The organism is Arthrobacter sp. SO5, assembly GCF_020532805.1.
Taxonomy (GTDB): Bacteria; Actinomycetota; Actinomycetes; order Actinomycetales; family Micrococcaceae; genus Arthrobacter.
This window is the reverse complement of record NZ_MQTQ01000011.1, coordinates 1-26,217: the sequence shown is the minus strand read 5'-3', so window position 1 is coordinate 26,217 and position 26,217 is coordinate 1. Positions and strand designations below refer to the sequence as shown.

Genomic DNA, 26,217 nt, shown 5'->3' with positions numbered 1-26,217 from the left:
CGTTAGGTGTGTGTGGTAACCACCAACCTAAGAGGTCTTCACCCTTTCACCGTGTAACCAACGTCCTGGCCGAGTACAGCTAGAGCGTCCGGTACATCAGGTGCAGGCCTACGTAGCCCAGGCTCGGGTGGTGGAAGGCTTCCGGGATGGTCGCGAGCACCTCGAAGCCCATCGACTGCCACGCAGCGACGGCGCGGACGTTGCTTTCGACGACGGCGTTGAACTGCATGGCCCGGAACCCGGCGGACCGGGCGGCGTCCAGCGAATAGGCGCAGAGCCCGCGCGCGATCCCCCTGCCGCCGTGGGCCGGGTGGACCATGTAGCCGGCGTTGGCGACGTGGCTTCCGCCGCCGCCCTGGTTGGCGTGCAGCTCCCCCGTCCCGAGCACGACGCCGGCCAGATCCCCGCGGCCGACGGCGACGAACGTTTGTCCGGGGGCCTGCTTGAACCACCGTCCGCGGGCCTGTTCCTCGGTAGTGTCCCGGTCCCAGGTGAAGGTCTCGCCCGCCCGGATGACCGGTTCGAGGATGCCCCAGATGGCCGGCCAGTCCCGTGCCGTGGCCGGACGGATGTCCCAGCCTGCCGCGGCTGTTCGAGTTTCTGCCCGTGTCCTCACAGCCGCCACGTTAGCAGCCGCGCGGAGCTGTGACCGGCACCGTGAAAAGTCCGGCCCGCGGGAACTTCAGGAGTAGTGTTTTATCGAATCCAGGTTCGGGTGTGCTTTATGTCAGGAAAGGAGCGGGATGTCGCTGGTCCGCCGCGTCGCCTTCCTCTCGCTGCACACCTCGCCGATGGAGCAACCCGGATCCGGCGACGCCGGGGGCATGAACGTGTACATCCGGGCGCTGGCCGCCGCCCTCGCGGAGACCGGCGTCGAAGTGGAGATCTTCACCCGGTCCACCGCCGCCGGCCAGGCCGCCGTCGAGCACCCGTCCCCCGGTGTGTGTGTCCACAATGTCCTGGCCGGGCCGCCGCGGAAGCTGCCCAAGGAGCAGCTGCCGGAGTTGCTGCACAGCATGGTGGCCGAGATCGACAGGATCCGCCAGCTCCAGCCGCACGGCCGCTACGACGTGATCCATTCGCATTACTGGGTTTCCGGCGTGGCCGGGCTTGAGCTCTCCCGGCTGTGGAACGTCCCGCTGGTGCACACCATGCACACCATGGCCAAGGTGAAGAACCTGCTGCTGGAGTCCGGGGAGCAGCCGGAACCGCGCCGGCGCGAGGACGGCGAGCACCGGATCGTCGACGGCGCCACCCGGCTGATCGCCAACACCGGCGCGGAGGCCGCGGAGCTGGTCTCCCACTACAACGCCGACGCCGATCACATCGATGTCGCCCCGCCCGGCGTCGACCTGGCCGTGTTCACCCCCGCCTTCCGGACCCGCGCCCGGGCGGAACACGGCGTGCCGCCCGAACGGTTCCACCTGTTGTTCGCCGGACGGATCCAGCGGCTTAAGGGCCCCCAGATCCTGATCAAGGCGGCGGCGCTGCTCCGGGCCCGCCGCCCGGACATCGACCTGCAGCTAACCATCGTGGGCGCCGTGAGCGGGGCCAAGGACTTTGACCTGCACGCGCTGATCAGCTCCGCCGGGATGAACGACGTCGTCACCCACCACGCCCCCGTCAGCGCGCCCAAACTCGCCGGCTGGTACCGGTCCGCCGACGTGGTGGTGATGCCCTCCTTCAGCGAATCGTTCGGCCTCGTGGCCCTCGAGGCGCAGGCCTGCGGGACGCCGGTGGTCGCCACCAGGGTGGGCGGGCTCTCCCGCGCGATCTTCGACGGGCGCACCGGCCTGCTCGTGGAAGGCCATAAGCCCGGTGACTGGGCGGACGTGCTCGAGGCCCTGCATGACGACCCGGCCACGCGCGGGGACCTGGGCCGGGCCGCGGCCGTGTATGCCCTGGGCTTCGGCTGGCAACGCACTGCCGCCATCACGCTGGAGAGCTATCACAGCGCCCTGAGCCAGTACTTTGGAAACCTGACCGTTCCGGTGGGCCACCCGCCCGTAGCCGGAGTCATCGGCCGCTAGCACCGGCATGCAACCACTGCCCGGAACACCCACCGACGCCACGAACCGAAGGACAACGATGTCTGAACCCACGATTCCCGCAGCCGCCTCCACCGAGGCCGCCGCCACGAAGGGCACCGCCGTCCCGGGAAGCGGCCCGGGAGCCGCCCCGGGAGCCGCCCCGGGAGCCGCCCGGGGAGCCGCCCGGAGCGATCTGGAGATCGCGCAGGAGGCCACGATGCGGCCGATCGAGGAGATCGCTGCCGCGGCTGGCATCAACGCGGACGCCCTGGAGTTCTATGGCCGCTTCAAGGCCAAGATCAATCCGGCGAAACTGGCGGCGTCCCTGGCCGGCCGGCCGGCCCGCGTACCCGGCAAGGTGGTGCTGGTCTCCGCGATGTCGCCGACGCCGGCGGGTGAGGGCAAGTCCACCACCACTGTGGGGCTCGCGGACTCCCTGGCCCGCGCAGGCCACAAGGTGATGATCGCGCTGCGCGAGCCCTCCCTCGGGCCCATCCTGGGCATGAAGGGCGGCGCCACGGGCGGGGGCTACTCCCAGGTCCTGCCGATGGACGAGATCAACCTCCACTTCACCGGCGATTTCCATGCCATCACGTCGGCGAACAACGCCCTGATGGCCCTCGTGGACAACCACATCTTCCAGGGCAACGAGCTGAACATCGACCCCCGCCGGATGACGTTCAAGCGAGTCCTGGACATGAACGACAGGTCCCTTCGCGAGGTCGTGATCGGACTGGGCGGCCCGGCGCAGGGCATCCCGCGGCAGGACGGCTTCGACATCACCGTGGCGTCCGAGATCATGGCGGTCTTCTGCCTAGCCACGGATTTGGATGACCTCCGGGACAGGCTGGGCAGGATCACGTTCGGCTACACCTACGAACGCCAGCCGGTCACCGTGGCCGACCTGGGCGTCCAGGGCGCGCTGACGATGCTGCTCAAGGACGCGATCAAGCCCAACCTTGTGCAGACCATCGCCGGCACGCCGGCCCTGGTTCATGGCGGGCCGTTCGCCAACATCGCCCACGGCTGCAACTCTTTGATCGCCACCCAGACCGCGCGCAGCCTGGCGGACATCGTTGTCACCGAAGCCGGCTTCGGCGCTGACCTGGGCGCAGAGAAGTTCATGGATATCAAGGCGAGAGTGGCAGACGTGGCCCCGTGCGCGGTTGTTGTCGTCGCGACCATCCGGGCGCTCAAGATGCACGGCGGCATCGCCAAGGACCAGCTCAAGGTGCCGAACGTCGAGGCGCTGGCCGCCGGCGTCGTCAATCTGCAGCGCCATGTACGGAACGTGGAGAAGTTCGGCATCACCCCGGTGGTGGCCATCAACAAGTTCGCCACCGATACCCAGGAAGAGCTGGACTGGCTGCTGGACTGGTGCGCCGCCGAGGGCATCCAGGCCGCCGTGGCAGATGTCTGGGGCCGCGGCGGGGGCGGCGACGGCGGGGATGAACTGGCCGCGAAGGTTGCTGCGGCGATCGATGCCCCGCACACTTTCCGGCACCTGTACCCGCTGGAGATGTCGGTGGAGGACAAGATCAGCACCATCGTCCAGGAAATCTACGGGGCCGACGGCGTCGACTTCTCGGTACCGGCGCTCAAGCGGCTCGCGGAGATCGAGAAGAACGGCTGGTCCGGGTTCCCCGTCTGCATGGCGAAGACCCAGTATTCCTTCAGCGACGACGCGACCAGGCTGGGCGCCCCCAAGGGCTTCACCGTCCACGTCCGGGACCTCATTCCCAAGACGGGTGCGGGGTTCATCGTGGCACTGACCGGCGCGGTGATGACTATGCCGGGACTGCCCAAGGTCCCGGCCGCGATGCGCATGGACGTCGACGCCGAAGGCAACCCGGTAGGCCTCTTCTAAAACAGCAACGCGGGGTCACTTACCGCCCGTCCCCGGGGGGATTATGGGCCGTAAGTGACCCCGCGTTGCGGTGTGCGTTGCGGGGCGAAGCGGGTTAGCGCTCGAGGTCGCCGCGGATGAAGGCCTCGACCTTTTCCCGGGCGAGGTCGTCGTTGAACTGCTCCGGCGGGGACTTCATGAAGTAGCTCGACGCCGAGAGCAGCGGGCCGCCGACGCCGCGGTCCAGGCCGATCTTGGCGGCGCGGATGGCGTCGATGATCACACCGGCGGAGTTGGGCGAGTCCCAGACCTCGAGCTTGTATTCCAGGGACACGGGGGCGTCGCCGAAGTTGCGGCCTTCGAGGCGGACGAAGGCCCACTTGCGGTCATCGAGCCACTGGACGTAGTCCGACGGGCCGATGTGGACGTCCTTCGCGGCCATCACGGCCTCGACGTTGGAAGTCACGGCCTGGGTCTTGGAGATCTTCTTGGACTCCAGGCGGTCACGCTCCAGCATGTTCTTGAAGTCCATGTTGCCGCCGACGTTCAGCTGGTAGGTGCGGTCCAGGGTGACGCCGCGGTCCTCGAACAGCTTGGCCATGACGCGGTGCGTGATGGTGGCGCCGATCTGGCTCTTGATGTCATCGCCCACGATCGGGACGCCGGCAGCGGTGAACTTGTCCGCCCAGGCCTTGGTTCCGGCGATGAAGACGGGCAGCGCGTTGACGAAGCCCACGCCGGCATCGATCGCGCACTGGGCGTAGAACTCGGCCGCTTCCTGGGAACCGACGGGCAGGTAGCAGACCATGACGTCGACGCGGGCGTCCTTGAGTGCCTGGACGACGTCCACCGGCTCTTCAGTGGACTGCTCGATCGTCTCGAGGTAGTACTTGCCCAGTCCGTCCAGGGTCGGGCCGCGCTGGACGGTGACGCCGGCCGGCGGGACATCGGCGATCTTGATGGTGTTGTTCTCGCTGGCCAGGATGGCGGCGGACAGGTCCTGGCCCACCTTCTTGGCGTCGACGTCGAAAGCGGCAACAAATTGCACATCGTTGACGTGGTACTTGCCGAACTCCACGTGCATCAAACCCGGGATCGTGGCCGCGGGATCAGCATCCTTGTAGTACTGGACGCCCTGGACCAGCGAAGTGGCACAGTTACCCACGCCGACGATAGCAACACGAATCGGATTTGAAGACACGGAACTCCTTTGAGAACAAACTTCTTATGCCCGGCGCGGTCGCGCTCTGATGCGCGACGTCGGCAGACGGGCATGGGGCCATGCGGCACCCTTATGCATTGTAGTCAACGGCGCCGGGTCTTTGCTTGTTCCCGGCGCCGACGTCGAATCTGTGACCGCTGGCGGTCAGCGGGCTATTTCTGCGCCCAGAGGTTGATATCGGACTCGACGGCGAACTCGTCGATCGCGTCCAGCTCATCGGCGGTGAAGTCCAGGTTGTTGATCGCGGACAAAGTGTCTTCGAGCTGCCGGACACTGGACGCGCCCACGAGGGCGGACGTCACGGAGGAGCCCTTGCCCTGCTCGCGCAGGATCCAGGCGATCGCCATCTGCGCCAGGGTCTGGCCCCGGCCCTCGGCGATCCGGTTGAGCCCGCGCACGCGGTCCAGCTTTTCCGCGGTGATCATGCCTTCGTCGAGGGACTTGTCCTGCGCGGCGCGGGAGTCCTTCGGAACGCCGTCCAGGTAACGGTCGGTGAGCATGCCCTGTGCCAGCGGCGAGAAGGCGATCGAACCCGCCCCCACCTGCTCCAGCGCCTCGTACAGGTTGGGACTGCCGTTCTCGGTCCAGCGGTTCAACATGGAGTAGCTGGGCTGGTGGATCAGCAACGGAGTGCCGAGCTCCTTGAGGATCCGGGCCGCCTCGAGGGTCTGCTCCGGGGTGTAGGAGGAGATGCCGGCGTAGAGGGCCTTGCCGGACCGCACGGCCTGGTCCAGGGCCCCCATGGTCTCTTCCAGCGGGGTCTCCGGGTCCGGGCGGTGGCTGTAGAAGATGTCCACGTAGTCCAGGCCCATCCGGGTCAGCGACTGGTCCAGGCTGGCGAGCAGGTATTTGCGGGATCCCCATTCGCCAAACGGGCCCGGCCACATGTTGTAGCCGGCCTTGGTGGAGATGATGAGCTCGTCCCGGTAGGGCGCGAAGTCGTCCTTCAGGTGGCGGCCGAAGTTGGTCTCGGCCGAACCGGCGAGCGGCCCGTAGTTGTTCGCCAGGTCGAAGTGGTTGACGCCGAGGTCGAAGGCCCGGCGCAGGATGGCGCGCTGCGTTTCGAAGGGCTTGTCGTCGCCGAAGTTGTGCCAGAGGCCGAGCGAAATGGCGGGGAGCTTCAGCCCGCTGCGGCCCACGCGGCGGTACGGCATGGAGTCATAACGGGTTTCTGCTGCAACGTACGTCATAGGTACTGTCCTGTTCTACTTCGAGATGATCGCGGCACTGTGGCCGGGAAGGTCAAGCTGCCCGGCGGCGAGCCGCACGGCGTCGTCCGTCGCCAGCGCAATCGACGTGCCGGTGACGGAGACAGTGCGCGGTTCTGCGGCGAAGTTCATCGCCACCTCCACGCTGCCGCGGCGCAGGCGGAGCCAGCCGTCGGCCTCGCTGAAGGCAACCGCGGTGTCCTCGAATCCGGCTCCGGCGAGCTCCGGTGTGGCACGCCGCAGCGCGATCAGCTTCCGGTAGAGCTCCAGCAGCCGGGCGTGGTCCCCGCCGGCGGCTTCGGCCCAGTCGAGCTTGGAGCGGGTGAACGTGTCCGGGTCCTGGGGGTCGGGCACGACGGCGGGGTCCCAGCCCATCCGCTCGAACTCCCGGATCCGGCCCTCCGCGGTGGCCTTCCCGAGCTCGGGCTCCGGGTGCGAGGTGAAGAACTGCCACGGCGTGGTGGCGCCGTATTCCTCGCCCATGAACAGCATCGGCGTGAACGGCGAGGTCAGGGTCGCGACGGCGGCCAGCGCCAACTGCCCGTACCCCAGCGTCTGGGACAGCCGGTCGCCGGTGGCCCGGTTGCCGATCTGGTCGTGGTTCTGGCTGCAGACCACCAGCGCCGCCGGGTGGACCACGCCGGTGTTGATGGGCCGGCCGTGGTGCCGCCCGCGGAAGCTGGAGTAGCTGCCGTCGTGGAAGAATCCGTCAACCAGGACCTTGGCCAGGGCCTCGAGGGATTCGAAGTCGGCGTAGTAGCCGGTGGCCTCGCCGCTGACGTTGACATGGACGGCGTGGTGGAAGTCATCGCTCCACTGCCCTGCCAGGCCGTAGCCGTTGATGTCCCGCGGGTACAGCAGCCGCGGATCGTTGAGGTCCGACTCGGCGATCATCGTGGCAGGGCGCCCGGTTTCGGCAGAGACGTCGTCGGCGAGGGCACCGAACTCCTCGAGCAGGTGGACCGCCCGCTCGTCCTTGAAGGCGTGCACGGCGTCGAGCCGGAGCCCGTCCACGTGGTAGTCCCGCAGCCACATGGCGGCGTTCTCGAGGATGTAGCGGCGGACGACGTCGGACCCGGGTCCGTCGAGGTTCACCGAGTCGCCCCAGGTGTTGCCCTCCCCGGACTTCAGGTACGGCCCGAAGCGCGGCAGGTAGTTCCCGCTGGGTCCGAGGTGGTTGTACACCACATCCTGGATCACGCCCAGCCCGGCGGCGTGGGCGGCATCCACGAAGCGCTGGTACGCGGCCGGTCCGCCGTAGCCTTCGTGCACGGCGTACCAGAGCACGCCGTCGTAGCCCCAGTTGTGGGTGCCGTTGAAGCCGTTGACCGGCAGTAGCTCCACAAAGTCGATGCCGAGCTCCACGAGGTAGCCGAGCTTCCCGATGGCCGCATCCAGCGTGCCCTCGGGGGTGAAGGTGCCGATGTGCAGTTCGTAGATCACGGCCCCTTGCAGCCCGCGGCCCTGCCACTGCCCGTCAGCCCACTCGTGGCTGCCGGCGTCGAACGTCCGCGACAGCGAATGGACACCGGCGGGCTGCCGCCGGGACCGCGGGTCCGGCAGCGGCGTGGTGTCCCCGTCCAGGAGGTAGCCGTAGTCCACGTCCCCGGCGGCGGGGGCGCCCGGCGCGGTCCACCAGCCGCCCCCGTCACCACCGTCGGCGTGGGCCCGGCGCGTCATCGGGTACTCCTGACCGTCGGCCAGCAGCGTCACGGTGCCCGCTTCCGGCGCCCAAAGGTCAAAGCGTTCATTTCCATTGGCAGGCACAGTGATCACAGCTTTCCGTTCGCTTTCGGTGGTTTTAGTCAGTGCTCGGCGGGGACCAGCAGGGCAACCGGGTAGCTGGCCAGGATGGCGGCCACTTCCACGGCACCCGGGCCGAACGTGGCGCCCGTCAGTTCATCGGTCATTGTGCGGTCCAGCTCTACGGCGGTGTCCCGCCAGCCGCCGTGCTGCTCCAGGCCGCGGGGCAGCCTGGTAGCGAGCGTGAGCGCGCCGGGGCCCGCTTCCCCGCCCCGGTCAAAGCCGACCAGGTGCCCGGCGGCTGCCCCGGTGGCCGCAACCGGGCGGTAGCCCGTGAACAGCTCCGGGCGGTCCCGGCGCAGGCGCAGCGCCCGCGACGTGACCAGGAGCTTGGCTGAGTCGTCGGTGTGCGACGCCGGACGCTCGCCGGCGTCGAGCGCGGCCAGGGCCGCGCGCCGCGCACCGTAGTCGAAGGGCCGCCGGTTATCCGGATCGGTCAGCGAGCGGTCCCAGAACTCGGTGCCCTGGTAGACATCGGGGACTCCCGGCATGGTCAGCTGGACCAGCTTCGCGCCGAGCGAATTGGCGGCACCATACGGCGCCAGGAGCTCCACGAGGGATTCCAGCTCCGCCCGGACCTCCGGGTTGTCGAAGGCCGCGTCGACGGCGGCGGCCAGCTTCTCCTCGAACGCCGCGTCCGGGTCCAGCCAGTCCGTGGAGTTGCCGGCCTCGCGGGCCGCCTTCTGCGCATACGACTGCAGCCGCTCACGGTCCGCGGGCCAGGCAGCGGCAATGGCCTGCCACAACAGGTTGGCCAGCGGCCCGTCGGGCAGTGGCGCCAGGTCCTGCAGCCGGGCCAGGGCGGCCCGCCATTCCGGCGCCAGCTCCGCGAGCACGGAGATCCGGGCCCGGGTGTCCTCGCTGCGTTTGGTGTCATGCGTGCTCAGCGTGGTCATGGACAGCGGGATGTCGGCCTGGCGGCGGGTCATCCGGGCGTGGAACTCATCGGGTGCAACCGAGAACTCGGTCGGGTCGGCCCCGACCTCCGTAAGGGTGCCCAGCCGGGTGTAGCGGAAGAACGCGGTGTCCTCCACGCCCTTGGCCATGACCATGCCGGAGGTCTGCTGGAAACGGCGTCCCAGCTCGGCGCCGGGCTCAAGTCCGGCGTCGAGCAGCAGCGGGAGCAGCAGCCCGACGGCGTCTGCCAGTTCCGGCCGGCGGCGGACGGCGAGTTCGCACGCTTCCTTCAGGACGTCACCGCCCTCGGGCAGGTAGCTGCGGTAGACCGGGAACGCGGCGATGACTTCGGACAAGGCGTCCGCGGCCTGCGCGGTGCCGAGCCCTGTTCCGGACGGCACCAGCCGCGCCAGCCGGAGCATCTCCGAATGCAGGATCCCGTCCGTGATGCGGCGCTTGGTGCCCCGGATCATGTCCTCATAGTCCGCCGCCTGGCCGCCGCGCAACCCCGTGTCGAGCGCGTCGAGGGTTTCCTGCCCGGCGGGGTCGACGAAGAGCCGGTCCACGTCCGCGAGCGCGTCGTAGCCGGTGGTCCCCTCGCAGTCGAAACCGGCCGGCAGCGTCTCCCCCGGCTCAAGGATCTTCTCGATCAGCAGGTAGCTGCCGCCGGTGACCTCGCGGAGCCGGTGGAGGTAGCCTTCCGGATCGGCCAAACCGTCCGGGTGGTCGATGCGCAGACCATCAACCAGGCCCTCGCGGGACCAGCGGACAATCTCGGCGTGGGCCTCATCGAAGACGTCCGGGATTTCCACCCGGATCCCGGCCAGGCTGTTGACGGCGAAGAACCGCCGGTAGTTCAGGTCAGTGTCGGCCCGTCGCCAGCCCACCAGCTCGTAGTGCTGGCGGGCATGGACCTCGCGGGGGTCATCCCCTTCCGTATAGCTGCCCTCGGCGAGCGGGAAGCGGTGGTCGTAGTACCGCAGCTCCCCGTCCTTGACCTCAAGCGCGTCGACGTCGGAGTCCTCCCCCAGCACGGGGATCCGGATCCGGCCGCCGCCGAAGTCCCAGTCGACGTCGAACGCCGGGGCATAGCGGGACTGCTGGCCTTCCCTGAGCAGGGACCACCACCACGGGTTTTGGGACGGAGTGGCGACGCCGACGTGGTTGGGCACAATGTCCACGAGCACGCCCATGCCGGCGGCCCGTGCGGCCGCCGACACCGCGGCGAGGCCCTCGGGCCCGCCGCGGTCGGGGTCGATCGCCGACGGGTCGGTCACGTCATAGCCGTGGTCCGAACCCTTCTCCGCGGTCAGGATCGGGGACAGGTAAATCCAGTCCGCGCCCAGCGACTTCAGATACGGCACGACGTCGGCGGCGTCCTGGAGGGTGAAGCCCGGCCGGATCTGCAGCCGGTAGGTCGAGACTGGCGTCCTCATGAAGCAGGGTCCTCCGTGGCGGCAGCTTTCGCGGCGACGGTTGCGGCCTCTTCCTGGGACTCCACCATCTCCTCCAGCGCGTCCTCATGCTCGGCCATGGAGGCCAGCGAAGCGGCCGCGGAGTAGTCCACCTCCACCTCGGGACCGGAGTGCGCCCGGAGCACCACCATGGACTTGGCGGCAAGTTTCAGGACGGCTCCGGCCTTGAAGGGTTCCTCGGTGCTGGCCTGGTCCGCCGTGTCCACCAGGACGTCCCAGAACGGTGAGTACTCAGCTGTCGGCAACGCAAAATCCACGTCGTCGTCGTGGGCGTTGAAACCGAGCAGGAAGCTGTCGTCGGTGATCCGGCGGCCGCGGGAGTCCTGCTCCTGGATGCCGTGCCCGTTGTAGAACACGCCGATCGTCCGGCCGAATCCGCTGTCCCAGTCCTCCGGGAGCATCTCGGTGCCGTCAGTCTTGAGCCAGACGATGTCCGGCAGCTTCTCGCCTTCACCGCGGCGCACCGGGCGGCCGTCGAAGAAGCGGCTGCGCCGGAAGGTCGGGTGGTCGTGCCGGATCTTGTTGACGACGGCGGTGAACTCCACGAGCGGCTGGTCCATGGCTTCCCAGTGGATCCAACTCAGTTCGGAGTCCTGGCAGTAGGTGTTGTTGTTGCCCTGCTGGGTCCGGCCGAGTTCGTCACCGTGCAGGAGCATGGGCACGCCCTGCGAGAGCAGCAGGGTGGCGATGAAGTTGCGCTGCTGGCGGGCGCGGAGGGTCAGGACTTGGTCGTTGTCCGTGTCCCCTTCCTCACCGCAGTTCCAGGAGCGGTTGTGGGATTCGCCGTCGTTGTTGCCCTCGCCGTTGGCGTCGTTGTGCTTCTCGTTGTAGGACACGAGGTCACGCATGGTGAAGCCGTCGTGCGCGGTGACGAAGTTGATCGAGGCCACCGGGCGCCGGGCGGAGCTTTCGTAGAGGTCGGCCGAGCCGGTCAGGCGGGACGCGAATTCGCCCAGTGTCGAGGCCTCGCCGCGCCAGAAGTCACGGACGGTGTCGCGGTACTTGCCGTTCCATTCGGTCCACTGCGGCGGGAAGTTGCCCACCTGGTAGCCGCCCGGGCCGATGTCCCACGGCTCGGCGATCAGCTTGACCTGGGAAACGATCGGGTCCTGCTGGATGAGTTCGAAGAACGTCGACAGCTTGTCGACGTCGTAGAACTCGCGGGCCAGCGTGGAGGCGAGGTCGAAACGGAAGCCGTCGACGTGCATTTCCGTCACCCAGTAGCGCAGGGAGTCCATCAGCAGCTGCAGGGAGTGCGGGTGCCGGACGTTGAGCGAGTTTCCGGTGCCGGTGTAGTCCATGTAGTGCTTCTGGTCATCATCCACCAGCCGGTAGTACGCCTGGTTGTCGATGCCCTTGAAGGACAGCGTGGGGCCGAGGTGGTTGCCCTCCGCGGTGTGGTTGTAGACCACGTCCAGGATCACCTCAATGCCGGCCCGGTGAAGATCGCGGACCATGGCTTTGAACTCCTGGACCTGGTGCCCGACGTCACCGGAGGAGCTGTAGGTGTTCTGCGGCGCGAAGAAGCCGATGGTGTTGTAGCCCCAGTAGTTGTTGAGGCCCTTCTCCTCGAGCGTTCCGTCGTTGACGAACTGGTGCACCGGCATGAGTTCGATCGCGGTGACGCCGAGCTTTTTCAGGTGCTCGATGACGGCCGGGTGGGAGACGCCGGCGTAGGTGCCGCGCTGGTCCTCGGGGATGTCGGGGTGGAGCTCGGTCAGGCCCTTCACGTGCGCCTCGTAGATGACCGACTGGTGGTACGGGATCCGCAACTGGCGGTCGCCGTCCCACTCGAAGAAGGGGTTGATGACCACGCCGTGCATGGTGTGCGGCGCCGAATCGGCATCGTTGCGGGAGTCGGGGTCGCCGAATTCGTAGGTGAAAAGCGCCGGGTCCCAATCGATCTGGCCCTGGACGGCCTTGGCGTAGGGGTCCATGAGGAGCTTGTTCGGGTTGAAGCGACTGCCGTTTTCAGGTTCGTACGGGCCGTGGACACGGTAACCGTACTTCTGCCCGGGCTGGACGTTGGGCAGGTAGCAGTGCCACACGTACCCGTCGATCTCGGTCAGCTCAATACGGGTTTCGGTCAGGTCCTCAGCGAGGATGCACAGCTCCACCCGCTCGGCGAGTTCGCTGAACAGCGCAAAGTTGGTGCCGGTGCCGTCAAAGGTGGCTCCCAGCGGGTAAGCCGTTCCGGGCCAGACTTCCATGTGTACTCCTCGTGTGATGCGGACAATCTCTAGACAGACTACTGGTAAGTAGGGTTACTAATTCACGCGGGCGGATATGCTTCCCTGTTGGGCCGCCGCAGGACCTCCGGCACCGCCGCGGCGATGGCAGTGGCGGTCACCGGTCCCCCGGCGGATGCTATCGTTCCTGCGCGTCCGTGCAGGCTTGCGGCCATGGCAGCGATCGCCGCCCAACGGTCCGGCGCCCCGATGCCGTGCCCGGCGAAGGCTTCAACGTTCCCGGACAGCTGTGCCAGCAGCGATCCGAGCACCCCGGCCAGGACATCCCCGCTGCCGGCAGTGGCCATCCAGGGGGTGGCCTCGGCCTGGCTGAAGGCGGTTCCCGTGGGGGCGGCCACCAGGGTCGTGGCGCCCTTGAGCAGCACCGTGGCTCCGGTCAGCGACGCTGCCTGCCCGACGGCGGCAAGGGTCGCGTCCTCCACGCCGGGGCGGCCGCGGCCGTCGCCGTATCGGGCCAGCAGCGCAGCAAGTTCACCGGCGTGCGGGGTCAGCACCATGTGCGGGGCCTGGCTGCGGGGCAAGGCCGGCAGCGCGCCGGCGTCTGCCACGAGGGGAAGCCCTGTGGCAGCGGCTTCGCGGACCCGCTCCAGCTGCTCCTGGGCGCCGTCGTGGAGGCCCGGACCCAGCAGCCAGGCCTGGACGCGGGCATCCGCCGGGCTCTCCGGCCCGTACACGACTTCGGGGCAGGCCTGGCGGACCAGGTCTGCGACCTCCGGCGGTCCGAGGTACCGGACCATGCCGACGCCGGCGGCCAGGGCGCCCTTGCAGGCCAGGACCGCGGCGCCCGGATACACCTCCGAGCCGGCCACCACGCCGAGCACTCCGCGGGAGTACTTGTGGGAGCGCCGGCCGGGGCGCGGCAGCAACCGGGCCAGGTCCCCGGACTCGAGCCGGCGCAGGGCAGGCTCGGGCAGCGCAGACTCAATGCCGATGCCGATGACCCGGAGGTAGCCTGCGAAGTCGGCACCGGGGTCGGCCAGGAGTCCGGCCTTGGCGGCCCCGAAGGTCACGGTCACGTCCGCGCGGAGCACGGGCGCGGGGGCTTCTCCGGAGTCGGCGTCCACTCCGCTGGGAATGTCGCAGGCGACCACCAGGGGCGGCCGGGAAAGCGCCAGCTGTTCCATCAGCGCTCCGGCCGTGCCCCGCAGGCCGCCCCGGGCCCCCGTCCCGAGGACCGCGTCGATGACGACGTCGGTGCCTGCAGCGGCTGCCGCCACGTCGGAGAGGTTCCCGGCCGTCAGGCGGGTGGCCCGGCCGCCGGCGGCTTCGAAGGCCGCGAGGGCCTCCGGGTGGGCGTCGCCCGCGGTGAGCACCGCCGTCGCCCGCATCCCGCGGCCGGCCAGCATGGCGGCCGCGAACAGCCCGTCCCCGCCGTTGTTGCCCCCGCCGGCGAGGACCGTCACGCTGGCGCCGTAGAGGCGCTGCCTGCGGTCCTGCAATTCACGGACCACCGCGTTGGCCAGGCCGTAGGCGGCCCGCTGCATCAGGGCAGCGGCCGCGCCGGAGGCCAGGAACGGCTTTTCAGCCTCCCGTATCTGGGTTCCGGTGTAGGCGCTGATCATGCTTTCAGTCCGTTCGCGGTTCAGTCACTGCGGGGAGCGTTCGGGTGTGACGCTGGAGAAACCTAGCCTTCGGCGAGGACGGTCGCGGTGGCGATGCCGCCGTCGTGGCTCATCGACAGGTGCCAGCGCTTGACGCCCTTCGATTCCGCCACGGCCAGCACCGTGCCCTTGACCTGGACCGTGGGACCATGCTGGTCCAGCCCGATCCAGCAATCCTGCCAGTTCATGCCGGCCGGGGCCCCCAGCACCTTGGCCACGGCCTCCTTGGCTGCGAACCGGGCGGCCAGGGACCGGGTGTTGAGTTCGCGCTCCGCCGGGACGAACAACCTGTCGCGCAGCCCGGGGGTGCGCTCCAGCTGGCGGCCGAACCGTTCAATGTCTACGACGTCTACGCCAATGCCAACAATCATGGCGCTATTCTACGGTCACGCTCTTGGCCAGGTTGCGTGGCTGGTCCACGTCGTACCCCTTGGCGGAGGCAAGTGCGAGGGCGAAGATCTGCAGCGGGACCGTGCTGAGCAGCGGTGCCAGCAGCGTCGGCGTCTCGGGGATGTAGAAGACGTGCTCGGCGTAGGCCTTGACCGCCTCGTCCCCCTCTTCCGCGATCACGATGGTCTTGGCGCCGCGGGCCCGGACTTCCTGGATATTGGAGACCACCTTGGCGTGCAGCGAGTCCCGGCCGCGCGGCGAGGGGACGACGACGAAGACGGGCTGTCCTTCCTCGATCAGCGCGATGGGGCCGTGCTTGAGCTCGCCGGCGGCGAAGCCCTCCGCGTGGATGTAGGCGAGCTCCTTCAGCTTGAGCGCACCTTCCATCGCCACCGGGAAGCCGACGTGGCGGCCCAGGAACAGCACCGACTTGGCATTCGCCATGGACTCGCCGAGCGCCTTGATCTGGCCCTCGTTGTCGAGGATCTGCTGGATCTTGGCCGGAATCTTGCCGAGGTCCGCGAGGATGTCCTTGATCTCGCCCTGGAACTTGTTCCCGCGCAGCTGTGCCAAATACAGGCCCAGCAGGTAGGCCGCCGTGATCTGGGCGAGGAAGGCCTTGGTGGAGGCGACTGCGATTTCCGGGCCGGCGTGGGTGTAGAGCACGGCGTCGGATTCGCGCGGGATCGTGGAGCCGTTGGTGTTGCAGATCGAGACTGTTTTGGCGCCCTGTTCCTTGGCGTAGCGGACCGCCATCAGCGTGTCCATGGTCTCGCCGGACTGGGAGATCGACACGATGAGCGTGTTCGCGTCAACGATCGGATCCCGGTAGCGGAATTCGTGCGAGAGCTCCACCTCGGTGGGGATCCGGCACCAGTGCTCGATCGCGTACTTCGCGACCTGCCCGGCGTAGGCGGACGTCCCGCAGGCCAGGACGATGATCTTGTCCACGCTCTTGAGCAGGTCCGGGTCGATCCGGAGTTCGTCGAGGGTGAGCTTGCCGTGGATGTCGGAACGGCCCAGCAGGGTCTGCAGCACGGCGTCCGGCTGGTCGTGGATTTCTTTTTCCATGAAGGACGGGAAGCCGCCCTTTTCCGCCGAGGCCGGGTCCCAGTTGACGTGGTATTCCTTGCCTTCGGCCGGGGCACCGTAGAAGTCGGTGATTTCAACCGTGTCTGCGGTGATCGTGACGATCTGGTCCTGGCCGAGCTCGACGGCGCGCCGCGTGTAGTCGATGAAGCCGGAGACGTCGGAGCCCAGGAAGTTCTCGCCCTCGCCGAGCCCCACCACAAGCGGGGAGTTACGGCGGGCTGCCACCACGACGTCGGGCTGGTCAGCATGAATTGCGAGGAGGGTGAAGGCTCCTTCGAGGCGCTGGCAGGCAAGCTGCATGGCCTTGGTCAGGCCGCCCTTGGTGGCGTCGCCCTGAAGCTGGTTCCGGTAGATGTCGGCCAGCAGGGCGGCCGCCACCTCAGTGTCCGTCTCGGAGAGGAACGTCACTCCCTTGCGCACGAGCTCCAGCTTGAGCTCGGCAAAGTTTTCGATGATGCCGTTGTGGATCAGCGCCAGCTTGCCCTCGTCGGCCAGGTGCGGGTGCGCGTTCCGGTCCGTCGGGCCGCCGTGGGTTGCCCAGCGGGTGTGCCCGATTCCGGTCATGGACGCCGGCAGCGGGTTAGCCTCCAGCTCCGCGATCAGGTTGCCCAGTTTGCCCGATTTCTTGCGCGAGGAGATCTCCCCAGCGGATACGACGGCGATCCCCGCAGAGTCGTAGCCGCGGTACTCAAGGCGCCGCAAGCCCTCCAAGACAACGTCCAAGGCATTGTGTCCAGCATTTACCCGGCCAGCTGAGTGGCCCACATATCCAACGATTCCACACATGGACACAAGCGTAGCGGGTTTCCCGGGCACCGGCCGTAGGATCTGCGGCCGCGGAGGACCGTTCCTCTGTCCGTACGGGGCTCCGCGGCCGGTCCATTTCGCTCTCAGCCACTCCAAGGGCAGAATCTCTAGGGTGACTTTGCAACGCAATGAAGCGAACGGCGACGGCGCCTCCCCGTTCGTGGAGCTGGACCGGCAGACCTGGTCCCGGCTCGCTGCCCAGATGGAGCAGCCCCTGAATGAAGAGGATGTGCTCCGGCTCCGGGGACTCGGCGATCCCCTGGACATGAAGGAAGTCCGTGAGGTCTACCTTCCGCTGTCCCGGCTCCTGCACCTGTATGTGGAGGCGGCCGGCCAGCTGCACGCGGCCACCACAACCTTCCTTGGCGAGCAGACCCAGCGCACGCCCTTCGTCATCGGGGTCGCCGGCTCGGTGGCCGTCGGCAAGTCGACCATCGCCCGCGTCCTCCGTGAGATGCTCTGCCGCTGGCCGGGGACCCCGAACGTGGAACTCATCACCACGGATGGCTTCCTCTACCCGCTCGCCGAGCTCAAGCGACGGCAGCTGCTGGAGCGCAAGGGCTTCCCGGAATCCTACGACCGCCGGGCCCTGCTGCGTTTTGTGAGCGAAATCAAAGGCGGCGCCGAGGAAGTCCGCGCCCCCTGGTACTCCCACGTGACCTACGACATCGTCCCCGGCAAGGAAGTTGTGGTGCGCCGCCCCGATGTGCTGATCGTGGAGGGACTCAACGTCCTGGCTCCGGCCCGCCCCCGGCACGATGGGCGCCAGGGCCTGGCACTGAGTGACTTCTTCGACTTTTCCATCTATGTTGATGCCAAAACGTCCTACATCGAGGAGTGGTACGTGGACCGCTTCCGCAAGCTCCGCACCACCGCCTTCGCCCAACCGGAGTCCTATTTCCACCGCTATGCCACGCTTTCCGACGCCGAGGCCGAGCAGACCGCACGCGAGATCTGGAAGCGCATCAACGAACCCAACCTGGAAGAAAACGTTCTCCCCACCCGCGGCCGCGCCCAGCTGGTCCTCACCAAGGACGCCGACCATTCCATCCGGCGCATGCTGCTCAGGAAGGTCTAGCACGGATGTGCCACGACGGTTCCGGTGACGCCGAATCGGGACCGGAGAGCTCCGAAAATCCGAGCCTGGCGGCCCCGGGCCGCCGGGCCTTCAGCCGCCTCCTGATCGCCGGCTCCGGCCTCGCCGCCCTGGCCGCCTGCACCCCCGAACCGGGGCTGCCGCCGTCGTCCGCCAGCAGCGCCACCAACAGCGCCAGTGCGACGTCGTCGCCCGCCACCGCGGCACAGACCGCCACCGCAACGCCCTCCGCCACCACCCCCGCGGCTGACCCGGCTGCGGCCGCCCCGGGAACGATCCCCGCAAGCACGGCGCCGTCCGCCGCCGGGCCTGCGGCGCAGCAGTCCCTCACCGACCCTGCCAGCCCCTGGGTAGTGGTCAACAAACACCGCCCGCTCTCCCCCGCGGCGTATGTGCCCTCAGACCTGGTCCAGCCGGCCGTCCGCCTCGCCGTGTCCGGTGAGGCGGCATTGCTGAACAGCACGACGGCGGCCGCGGCGGAGAAGATGTTCGCGGCCGCGGCCGCCGCGGGCACCACCATGACGCTGGCGAGCGGCTATCGGTCCTTCGCGACCCAAACGTTCACGTACAACAACTACGTGAACTCACGGGGCCAGGCCGAGGCCGATACCGCGTCCGCCCGCCCCGGCCACTCCGAACACCAGACCGGCTGGGCCTTTGACATCGGCGACGGCGGTGGCGCCTGCGGCTTCCAGCCCTGCTTCGCCGAGCAGCCTGCAGCCGTCTGGGCCAAGGCCAATGCCCACGTCTTCGGCTTCGTGGTGCGCTATCCGTGGCAGTTTCACCAGATCACCGGCTACTACTACGAGCCCTGGCACCTGCGCTACGTGGGTGTTGCCGCGGCGGGCGATATGTTCAACCGCGGCATCGAGACGCTCGAGGAATACTTCGGCCTGGAAGCCGCGCCGGCCTACGTGTAGGCATTTACTTTTACTTGGCCGGGCGCAGGCAGCTCCGCGGCTGGACATGTCCAGTCCCCGCGCCCGGGAACGGACATAACCGGGATATGTCCACCTGCCGGTCCCGGCGCGGGGCAAGTGGGCCTGGCCACGCGAGCTCCCGGCACCGACAACGATGGCCCGCCTCCGCAGGAGACGGGCCATCGCTGTTTGAGTAGCGGTTCAGTCAGCTCAGTCCGAGACGAGCGCGAGGGCCAGTTCGGTGCGAACCACGAGTGCGAGGTCCTCGGCAACGGTTTGGGCGGTTTCGTGATCTGCTGCCTCCACCATCACGCGAACTACCGGTTCAGTTCCGGAGGGACGCAGGAGGACCCGGCCGGTGTCGCCGAGTTCGGCTTCGGCGAGTGCCACGGCATCCGCCACGGCCTCATCGCCGTTCACGCGGGTGCGGTCAACACCCTTGACGTTGATGAGCACCTGCGGGAGTTTGGTCATCACCGTGGCAAGTTCCTTCAACGGCCGCCCGGTGAGGGCCACCTGTGCGGCAAGCTGCAGGCCGGTGAGGACGCCGTCCCCGGTGGTCGCGTAGTCGGCAAAGATCACATGGCCGGACTGCTCGCCGCCGAGGTTGAAGCCGCCCGCACGCATTTCTTCCAGCACATACCGGTCCCCCACCCCGGTTTCACGGAGGCTGATGCCGGCCTCGCGCAGGGCGATCTTGAGTCCCAGGTTGCTCATGACGGTGGCCACCAGGACATCTTCCGTCAGCTTGCCCGAGGCCTTGAGCGCCACGGCGAGGATGGCCATGATCTCGTCGCCGTCAACTTCGTTGCCCTCGTGGTCCACGGCGAGGCAGCGGTCAGCGTCGCCGTCGTGCGCGATGCCGAGGTCCGCACGGTGCGCCAGGACGGCGCTTTTCAGCGGTCCCAGGTGGGTGGAGCCGACGCCGTCGTTGATGTTGAGGCCGTCCGGCTCGGCGCCGATCACGATCACGTCCGCGCCCGCGTCTTTGAAGACCTGGGGGGAGCAGCCGCTGGCGGCACCGTGGGCGCAGTCCAGGACAACCTTGATTCCGTCGAGGCGGTGCGGGAGCGTGCCGAGCAGGTGGACGATGTAGCGGTCCTCGGCGTCCGCGAAGCGCTGGATCCGGCCCACATCACCGCCGACGGGGCGGAACGGTTCCTTGCCCAGCTGCTCCTCGATCGCGTTCTCGACGTCGTCGGGCAGCTTCTGGCCGCCGCGGGCGAAGAACTTGATGCCGTTGTCCGGGGCCGGGTTGTGGGAGGCGGAGATCATCACGCCGAAGTCCGCGTCCAGATCCGCCACAAGGTAGGCCGCTGCCGGGGTTGGCAGGACACCGGCGTCGTAGACATCGATTCCGGAGCTGGCCAGACCCGCCTCGACGGCGGCGCCGATGAATTCACCGCTCGCCCGCGGGTCCCGCGCGAGCACGGCGCGGGGCCGTCTTCCGCTCGTGTTGCGGTCATGGCCCAGCACGACGGCGGCGGCCTGGGCCAGCTGCAACGCCAGCTCGGCGGTCAGCAGGCCGTTGGCCAAACCTCGGACTCCATCAGTTCCAAATAATCTAGACATCAGACCAAGTTTAGACGATGGCCGCGGCAACTCCGGCTTAAGCGGCGAAAGCCCGCCCCGCCGGGTGGCGGAACGGGCCTTCGTGCAAGCGGGTTTAGCGCTTGGAAGCGGGTTTAGCGCTTGGGGATCCGAGCGCTGAAAAGCGCTGCGGGCCCCAACAGGCGGTCGCGCCAGCGGCCACCTGTTGGGAAAGCGCCTTTTAGCGCTTGGAGTACTGCTGGGCCTTACGGGCCTTCTTGAGACCGGCCTTCTTGCGCTCGATCACGCGTGCGTCGCGGCGCAGGTAACCGGCCTTCTTCAGGGTGGCGCGGTTGTTCTCGGTGTCGATCTCGTTCAGTGAACGGGCGATGCCGAGGCGCAGGGCGCCGGCCTGGCCGGAAATGCCGCCACCGTGGATGCGGGCAATGACGTCGTAGGCGCCGTCAAGATCGAGGATCTTGAAGGGTTCGTTGACATCCTGCTGGTGCAGCTTGTTCGGGAAGTAGTTGGCCAGCTCGCGGCCGTTGATGGTCCACTTGCCCGTGCCGGGCACGATGCGAACGCGTGCGACGGCTTCCTTGCGACGGCCAACTGCGGCGCCGGCAACCGTGAGGGCCGGGCGTTCCTTCTTGGGCGCTTCTGCTTCCGCAGGACCGCTTTCCGAGGTGTAGCTGGTCAGGTTTTCCTCAGCCACGACGGCCTCGGTGGTCTCTTCGTTCTGAGCCACGATTCTCCTTGTATAGATAAGTTGTTTGGTGGCCAGGACTACTGGGCGACCTGGGTGATTTCGTAAGTCTTGGGCTGCTGGGCTGCGTGGGGGTGCTCGGCACCCCGGTAAACCTTCAGCTTGCCCAGCTGCTGGGCAGCAAGGGAGTTCTTCGGGAGCATGCCCTTGATGGCCTTCTCCACGGCGCGGACCGGGTTGGCTTCCAGCAGCTCCGCGTAAGTGACGGAGGTCAGGCCGCCCGGGTAGCCGGAGTGGCGGTATGCGCGCTTCTGCTCCAGCTTGGCGCCGGTGAGGGCAACCTTCTCAGCGTTGATGATGATGACGAAGTCGCCCATGTCCATGTGGGACGCAAAGGTGGCCTTGTGCTTGCCGCGCAGCAGGATTGCGGTCTGGCTCGCGAGACGACCAAGGACAACGTCTGTGGCGTCAATGACGTGCCACTGGCGGTTGATATCGCCGGGCTTCGGGGTGTACGTACGCACGGTGTTTGCCTCGTTCTTGTTCTGGCGTTCTTGTTTTAGGCGTCACGCAAAGGTGCACCTACTATCTATGCGCTACCGGAACAGAGGTGAGGGCTCCATGCAACCAGTAGTCCTATGGTCCCGAATGTGCACGATGAGTAGCTATCCTGCAACCGGATTCTCATACGGGCACGCATCATCGAGAAAGGACACGCACAACGACTACCGATAATAGCCGAAGACGGGCTCTCGGGTCAAAATGGGGTGTCCTCGTGCATAGTGCACGCTCAGCCCGGCCAGCCCCGGGCTGCTTCACTCAGGGAGTCCTTATGTCCACGGCAGGTATAGCAGCCAGCGCCGGGCCGCTTCTCGTCATCGCCGCAGCGTTGTTTAGCCTGGGCGCTGGGATGCTCTCCGAATTAGTGATCGCACGCTCGCTTCCCCGCCTCGGCGCGTTGCCGGCCGGCCGGACGCGAATCACGACGGCGGCACTGAGCTGCTTCCTCGGCGCCGCCCTGGCACTCCGGTTCGGCGCGGACTGGGTGCTGCCGGCGTTCCTGGTGCTGGGCGTGCTCGCCGTCCAGTTGGCCCGCATCGATCTCTCACTTCACCTGCTCCCGAATCCGCTCATCGGCACCCTGCTCATTTCTGGCCTGGCGCTCTTGGCCGTCAGCAGTGCCGCCACGGCGGGCTGGCCCGGGTTCCTCCGGGCAGTTGCCGGGGCGGCGGTTTTGTTCGTCGCATTCCTGATCCTGGCGCTCGTGTCTCCGCAGGGTATCGGCATGGGCGACGTGAAGCTCGCCGCGCCGGTGGGCTTGTACCTGGGCCACCTGGGCTGGGGCCAGGTGTTCTATGGCGGGGCCCTCAGCTTCGTTGTCGGGGGAATTGCCTCCCTCATCGCAGCGAGACGACAGCAACCGGGCAAACCCGCCGAAGTGGCCTTCGGACCCTCTCTGCTGGCGTCGGCCCTGGGCCTGGTGTTGTTTACGTCCTAAGGCCGCGACGTCACTCCGATGCCCAGCGCCAGCACAGTCCCGGCGCAGGAACAGCGCGGAAAGCAAGCCTTTCCACAGGTTCAGCGCACCACCGTCCCCCGGCCTCTTGGCACGTTCTAATGTGGGATTTGAGCTGGCGCTGGGCCAGCCGCTTCTCTCTTCAGGGGTCCCCATGTTCGCTCGTATGGCAGCAAGCCTGTACACACTCGGTTTCACGTTCCAGTCCCGCCTTCGCAACGACGAAAAGGGCGCCACCGCCGTCGAATACGGCCTGCTGGTCGCCCTGATCGCGGTGGTGATGATCGTAGGCGTCACCGCCTTCGGAACTCAGCTGAGCACCTTCTTCAGCGGCCTCGGCAAACAGACCAAGCTCGTTCCCTAGCCAGTCCCGAACCGAACGCTGCCCCAACGGGGAGGCGCCACCTCTGCTGGGGGCAGCTCGGCGCCCTCAACATCACTGCATCACTGCGAGAGAAGCAATGGAACGATCCTCCTCTGAACGCGGCGCCGCCGCGGTCGAGTTCGCCCTGATCGTTCCGTTGCTTCTTTTGCTTTTGCTGGGGGTCGTTGAGTTCGGCCGAGTCTTCAACGCGCAGCTGCAGTTGGGCGCGGCGGCCCGGGAATCGGTCCGGGTGATGGCGGTCCAGAAGCAGGCCGGTCCGGCAGTCAGCGCGGCGATTGACGGGGCGCCGAACCTCAGCCCCGCCCTCACGGCAGGGAATGTGCAAATTACCCCGGCGTCCTGCGCCGCGGCCACGGACGTGACGGTCACCATTACGTATTCCGTGACCCTCCTGACGGGCCTGTTCGGTGCCACGGTTCCACTCACAGGGCGGGCGGTCATGCGATGCGGCGGCTAAGCGCCGGGGAGGACGGTACCGTGGCCGTGATCACGGCAATCTTCATGGTCGTAATGCTGGGCATGGCCGCCATCGTGGTTGACGTCGGCATGATCTACGCGGAACGGTTCCAACTGCAAAACGGGGCCGACGCGGCTGCCCTGGCCATTGCACAGGACTGCGCCGCGAAAAGGTGCACCAATCCCGAGGCCACGGCCACCGCGCTGGCGGGGAAGAACGCGCATGACGGGGTTTCCGCGGCGACGGCCGTCATCTCCGGTAGATCTGTTACTGTGCGGACAAGCACCGCCACCCCGGACGGCGGCAGCGCCGTCCGGCACTGGTTTGCCCCGGTTTTGGGCATAGAGTCGACTGAGGTGGAGGCCGTAGCGAAGGCGTCCTGGGGCAGCCCGTCCAAGGCAACGGTGTTTCCGTTTACGGCCCCCCGCTGCATGTTTGATTCGGCTCCCACAGACGTCGAGCTCTGGATCACTAGCACCTCCACGTGTACCGGCTCAGGCGGCAAGACCCTGCCGGGGGCCTTCGGGTGGCTTGATGAGGACGTGAAGAACAGCTGCCGCACGTCTGTCGACGTCGACCAGGTCATCGGCGGCGACCCGGGCAAGAGCGGGCCGAAAGACTGCCATATCGACGGCACCACCATTCTCCTTCCGGTCTACGCCAGCGCCTCCGGCAACGGAAACCACGTCTCGTACGTCATGGACGGTTTCGCCGCCTTCAAAGTGTCCGCGCACAGCTGGCCCAGCGAGAAGCGATCAGAGCCGGGCTGCAGCAACTGCACCGGCATCAAGGGTAAGTTCATCACACTGGTCTCGCTCGCGGATCTCCAGTCTTTCGGGGTTGAAGAGCTGGACGGAAAGCCCCTCAACGCCTTTTTTGTCGCACTAAGCCTGTAGGAGCAATCAGAGTGAATAGCAGAGTCCTGGCATCGGTAGCAGCCGTCGTGCTTGCAGTGGCCGGGAGCATCCTACTGATTTCCTACACCAACGGCGCAGAGCAGCGTGCCCTCGCCGGCGTCCAGACCGCCGAGGTTCTTATTATCAGCACGGCAGTGCCTGCCGGCACCCCTGCCGACGTCGTGCTGCGCAGCGCCACCCGGCAGGCCGTGCCGGCAAAGACCCTTCCGTCCGAGGCGGTGTCCGATCCCGCCACACTCACCGGACTCGTCAGCACCGTGGACCTGGTCCCCGGCGAACAGCTCCTGCGCACGCGTTTCAGCGATCCGGCCACCATGCAGAAGCCGGGGACCATCGCGGTGCCGGCCGGGATGCAGGAGGTCTCGATCCTCCTGGCACCGCAGCGCTCGGTGGGTGGGCGTCTGCAGGCAGGGGATACGGTCGGGGTGTTTGTTTCCCTCGGTGCCGGCATCACAAAACCGCCCACCGAAGTCACGCATCTGACGCTGCACAAGGTCCTCGTCACCGCCGTGCAGGGAGCACCCGTCCCGGCTAAGGGCGACTCGACCTCCGGAGCCAGCCCCGGCGTCGCGTCCGAGGCCGTGATGGTCACCCTGGCGCTGACCGCTACGGATGCGGAGAAGCTCGTCTATGGACAGGAATTTGGCACTATCTGGCTCTCCGACGAACCCTCAACCGCAGGGGAAACCGGCACCCGCGAGCTGACCCGCGACGGGATCTACAAGTGAGCCGCTACGTCGTCGTGACCGATGATCTTGGCTTGCTCGGCCTGATCGGGGCAGCCGCCACGGGGCCCTTGCACGGGAACGTCCACCGCTGGCAGGGCAGCAGGCTTCCGGAGCGCCCTGCCGAGGTTCGCAACCAGCTGGAACGCCCGGCTGATCTAGAGGTTTTGATCCTTGGCCCGGGCATGCCGCTGGAGCTGGCACTGACGCTCGCGGCGGCGTTCGACGTCGAATCCCCCGAGGTGTCGGTGCTCCTGGCGGGACAGCCGGACCCCGACATCGTGCTGGCCGCGCTGCGTGCCGGAGTCCTAGACCTGCTGGAACCGGAGACCGGCGCTGCCGGGGTCGCGGCGCTGCTGCACCGCGCCGTGCGGAACGCCGCCCTGCACCGCCGAGCTGTGCCCGTGGAACAGACCACGGCGGAGGCCCCTGCAGGCCGGGTGATCGCCGTCGTCTCCCCCAAGGGCGGCGTCGGAAAGACAACTATCGCGAGCAATCTCGCCGTGGGCCTGGCGAAGTCAGCACCGCACGGGACGGTCCTGGTGGATCTGGACCTGCAGTTTGGCGATGTCGGCAGTGCGCTGTCCCTGTCCCCCGAACACTCGGTATCGGATGCCGTGTACGGCCCGGCACGGCGGGACACCATGGTGCTCAAGACGTTCCTGAGCGCCCACCCCAGTGGCCTCTACGCACTTTGCGCCCCGGAGTCCCCCGACGCCGCCGAGGGACTGACCGGCGAGGACATTGCCCATCTGCTTGGTCAGCTAGCCAGCCAGTACCGCTTTGTCGTGGTGGACACCGCGCCCGGCCTGTCCGACCACACCCTGGCCGCCCTGGACCAGGCCACGGATTTTCTCTTCGTCAGCGGCCCGGATGTGCCAGGTGTCCGGGGGATGCGGAGGGAACTGGACGTGCTGGCCGAGCTGGGGATGCAGCCGCTGAAACGGCACATGGTCCTTAACGGCGCCGACTTCAAGGCCGGCGTCTCTCTGCGCGACGTGGAGAAGGTGCTCGGAACGAGCGTGGACGTGGTGATACCCCGCTCCCGGGCGGTCGCTCTTTCCACCAACCAGGGGTCTCCGCTGCTCAACGGCTCGGTTCGCGGACCTGCCACCAAGGCGTTGCAGAAACTGCTCGCCCGTTTCACCGCTCCCGTAGCCCCGGCCCGGCGGTTCGGACCACGGCACCGGATAGGTGCCTGATGAATCTTGCCCAGCGCCTGCAGGCCGCCCGCGACACAACCGGGCAACAGCCCCGTTCCGAAGCACCCGTCAGCCAGGGTCCCCCCGCCCCGGCGCCCTCACGGACGCCGGCCCCGGCTCCTGCCAAGGGTGCGGTGGACGCC

General features: G+C 67.6%; 22 protein-coding genes. 10 read left to right on the top strand and 12 right to left on the bottom strand.

The window, feature by feature from the left end:
• Positions 1-79 precede the first annotated feature (79 nt).
• Positions 80-616, bottom strand: a complete 537-nt coding sequence (locus BJG92_RS02490; protein ID WP_232082438.1) for a GNAT family N-acetyltransferase — start codon at positions 614-616, stop codon at positions 80-82.
• Between the two features lie 127 nt (positions 617-743).
• Here BJG92_RS02490 and mshA point away from each other — a divergent pair, with 127 nt between their 5' ends.
• Positions 744-2,030, top strand: a complete 1,287-nt coding sequence (mshA, locus tag BJG92_RS02485) for a D-inositol-3-phosphate glycosyltransferase (RefSeq protein WP_232082437.1) — start codon at positions 744-746, stop codon at positions 2,028-2,030.
• Positions 2,031-2,088: 58 nt separating this feature from the next.
• On the top strand, positions 2,089-3,897 hold the full coding sequence (locus BJG92_RS02480; RefSeq protein WP_269461661.1) for a formate--tetrahydrofolate ligase: 1,809 nt from the start codon (positions 2,089-2,091) through the stop codon (positions 3,895-3,897).
• 94 nt (positions 3,898-3,991) lie between these two features.
• On the opposite strand, the gene BJG92_RS02475 is transcribed toward BJG92_RS02480, so the two are convergent.
• The 8 genes from BJG92_RS02475 to glmS all read right to left on the bottom strand — a co-directional run bounded on the left by BJG92_RS02475 (position 3,992) and on the right by glmS (position 16,599).
• Positions 3,992-5,077: an inositol-3-phosphate synthase gene (locus BJG92_RS02475; RefSeq protein WP_232082436.1), complete on the bottom strand. Its 1,086-nt coding sequence runs from the start codon at positions 5,075-5,077 to the stop codon at positions 3,992-3,994.
• A gap of 173 nt (positions 5,078-5,250) precedes the next feature.
• On the bottom strand, positions 5,251-6,288 hold the full coding sequence (mgrA, locus tag BJG92_RS02470; protein ID WP_232082435.1) for an L-glyceraldehyde 3-phosphate reductase: 1,038 nt from the start codon (positions 6,286-6,288) through the stop codon (positions 5,251-5,253).
• A 15-nt stretch (positions 6,289-6,303) separates the two neighbouring features.
• Positions 6,304-8,079, bottom strand: a complete 1,776-nt coding sequence (gene treZ / locus BJG92_RS02465) for a malto-oligosyltrehalose trehalohydrolase (protein WP_232082439.1) — start codon at positions 8,077-8,079, stop codon at positions 6,304-6,306.
• A 32-nt stretch (positions 8,080-8,111) separates the two neighbouring features.
• The gene (gene treY, locus BJG92_RS02460; protein ID WP_232082434.1) at positions 8,112-10,442 is read right to left on the bottom strand and encodes a malto-oligosyltrehalose synthase; all 2,331 of its coding nucleotides are present in this window, start codon (positions 10,440-10,442) and stop codon (positions 8,112-8,114) included.
• Positions 10,439-12,691, bottom strand: a complete 2,253-nt coding sequence (gene glgX, locus BJG92_RS02455; RefSeq protein WP_232082433.1) for a glycogen debranching protein GlgX — start codon at positions 12,689-12,691, stop codon at positions 10,439-10,441. The genes treY and glgX overlap by 4 nt, the downstream gene beginning before the upstream one ends.
• A gap of 62 nt (positions 12,692-12,753) precedes the next feature.
• Positions 12,754-14,292, bottom strand: coding sequence for an NAD(P)H-hydrate epimerase (locus BJG92_RS02450; protein ID WP_232082432.1), 1,539 nt, complete (start codon positions 14,290-14,292; stop codon positions 12,754-12,756).
• A 62-nt stretch (positions 14,293-14,354) separates the two neighbouring features.
• Positions 14,355-14,702, bottom strand: coding sequence for a holo-ACP synthase (locus BJG92_RS02445; RefSeq protein ID WP_232082431.1), 348 nt, complete (start codon positions 14,700-14,702; stop codon positions 14,355-14,357).
• 4 nt (positions 14,703-14,706) lie between these two features.
• Entirely contained in the window at positions 14,707-16,599 is a 1,893-nt protein-coding gene (gene glmS, locus BJG92_RS02440) for a glutamine--fructose-6-phosphate transaminase (isomerizing) (protein WP_232082430.1), read from the bottom strand.
• Between the two features lie 133 nt (positions 16,600-16,732).
• On the opposite strand from glmS, the gene coaA reads away from it, so the two are divergent.
• Together coaA and BJG92_RS02430 are read left to right on the top strand one after the other, a co-directional pair.
• Positions 16,733-17,698: a type I pantothenate kinase gene (coaA, locus tag BJG92_RS02435; RefSeq protein ID WP_232082429.1), complete on the top strand. Its 966-nt coding sequence runs from the start codon at positions 16,733-16,735 to the stop codon at positions 17,696-17,698.
• 5 nt (positions 17,699-17,703) lie between these two features.
• A complete protein-coding gene (locus tag BJG92_RS02430) occupies positions 17,704-18,636 on the top strand; it encodes a D-alanyl-D-alanine carboxypeptidase family protein (protein ID WP_232082428.1) in 933 nt (310 codons plus the stop codon).
• 210 nt (positions 18,637-18,846) lie between these two features.
• On the opposite strand, the gene glmM is transcribed toward BJG92_RS02430, so the two are convergent.
• The 3 genes from glmM to rplM form a co-directional block, all read right to left on the bottom strand.
• Positions 18,847-20,208 (bottom strand): phosphoglucosamine mutase, encoded by a 1,362-nt coding sequence (gene glmM / locus BJG92_RS02425; RefSeq protein ID WP_232082427.1) that lies wholly within the window; start codon positions 20,206-20,208, stop codon positions 18,847-18,849.
• Positions 20,209-20,407: 199 nt separating this feature from the next.
• Positions 20,408-20,914, bottom strand: coding sequence for a 30S ribosomal protein S9 (rpsI, locus tag BJG92_RS02420; protein ID WP_226760362.1), 507 nt, complete (start codon positions 20,912-20,914; stop codon positions 20,408-20,410).
• 38 nt (positions 20,915-20,952) lie between these two features.
• Complete coding sequence (rplM, locus tag BJG92_RS02415) at positions 20,953-21,396, bottom strand: 50S ribosomal protein L13 (protein ID WP_232082426.1); 444 nt, start codon at positions 21,394-21,396, stop codon at positions 20,953-20,955.
• Positions 21,397-21,704: 308 nt separating this feature from the next.
• Here rplM and BJG92_RS02410 point away from each other — a divergent pair, with 308 nt between their 5' ends.
• The 6 genes from BJG92_RS02410 (at position 21,705) to BJG92_RS02385 (ending at position 26,074) form a co-directional block, all read left to right on the top strand.
• Entirely contained in the window at positions 21,705-22,370 is a 666-nt protein-coding gene (locus BJG92_RS02410; RefSeq protein ID WP_232082425.1) for an A24 family peptidase, read from the top strand.
• A gap of 184 nt (positions 22,371-22,554) precedes the next feature.
• Positions 22,555-22,752, top strand: coding sequence for a Flp family type IVb pilin (locus BJG92_RS02405; RefSeq protein ID WP_232082424.1), 198 nt, complete (start codon positions 22,555-22,557; stop codon positions 22,750-22,752).
• A gap of 97 nt (positions 22,753-22,849) precedes the next feature.
• Entirely contained in the window at positions 22,850-23,230 is a 381-nt protein-coding gene (locus BJG92_RS02400; RefSeq protein ID WP_232082423.1) for a TadE/TadG family type IV pilus assembly protein, read from the top strand.
• 20 nt (positions 23,231-23,250) lie between these two features.
• On the top strand, positions 23,251-24,126 hold the full coding sequence (locus tag BJG92_RS02395) for a Tad domain-containing protein (RefSeq protein ID WP_232082422.1): 876 nt from the start codon (positions 23,251-23,253) through the stop codon (positions 24,124-24,126).
• Between the two features lie 11 nt (positions 24,127-24,137).
• A complete protein-coding gene (locus tag BJG92_RS02390) occupies positions 24,138-24,875 on the top strand; it encodes an RcpC/CpaB family pilus assembly protein (protein WP_232082421.1) in 738 nt (245 codons plus the stop codon).
• The gene (locus BJG92_RS02385; RefSeq protein ID WP_232082420.1) at positions 24,872-26,074 is read left to right on the top strand and encodes an AAA family ATPase; all 1,203 of its coding nucleotides are present in this window, start codon (positions 24,872-24,874) and stop codon (positions 26,072-26,074) included. The genes BJG92_RS02390 and BJG92_RS02385 overlap by 4 nt, the downstream gene beginning before the upstream one ends.
• The last annotated feature ends 143 nt before the right edge of the window (positions 26,075-26,217 follow it).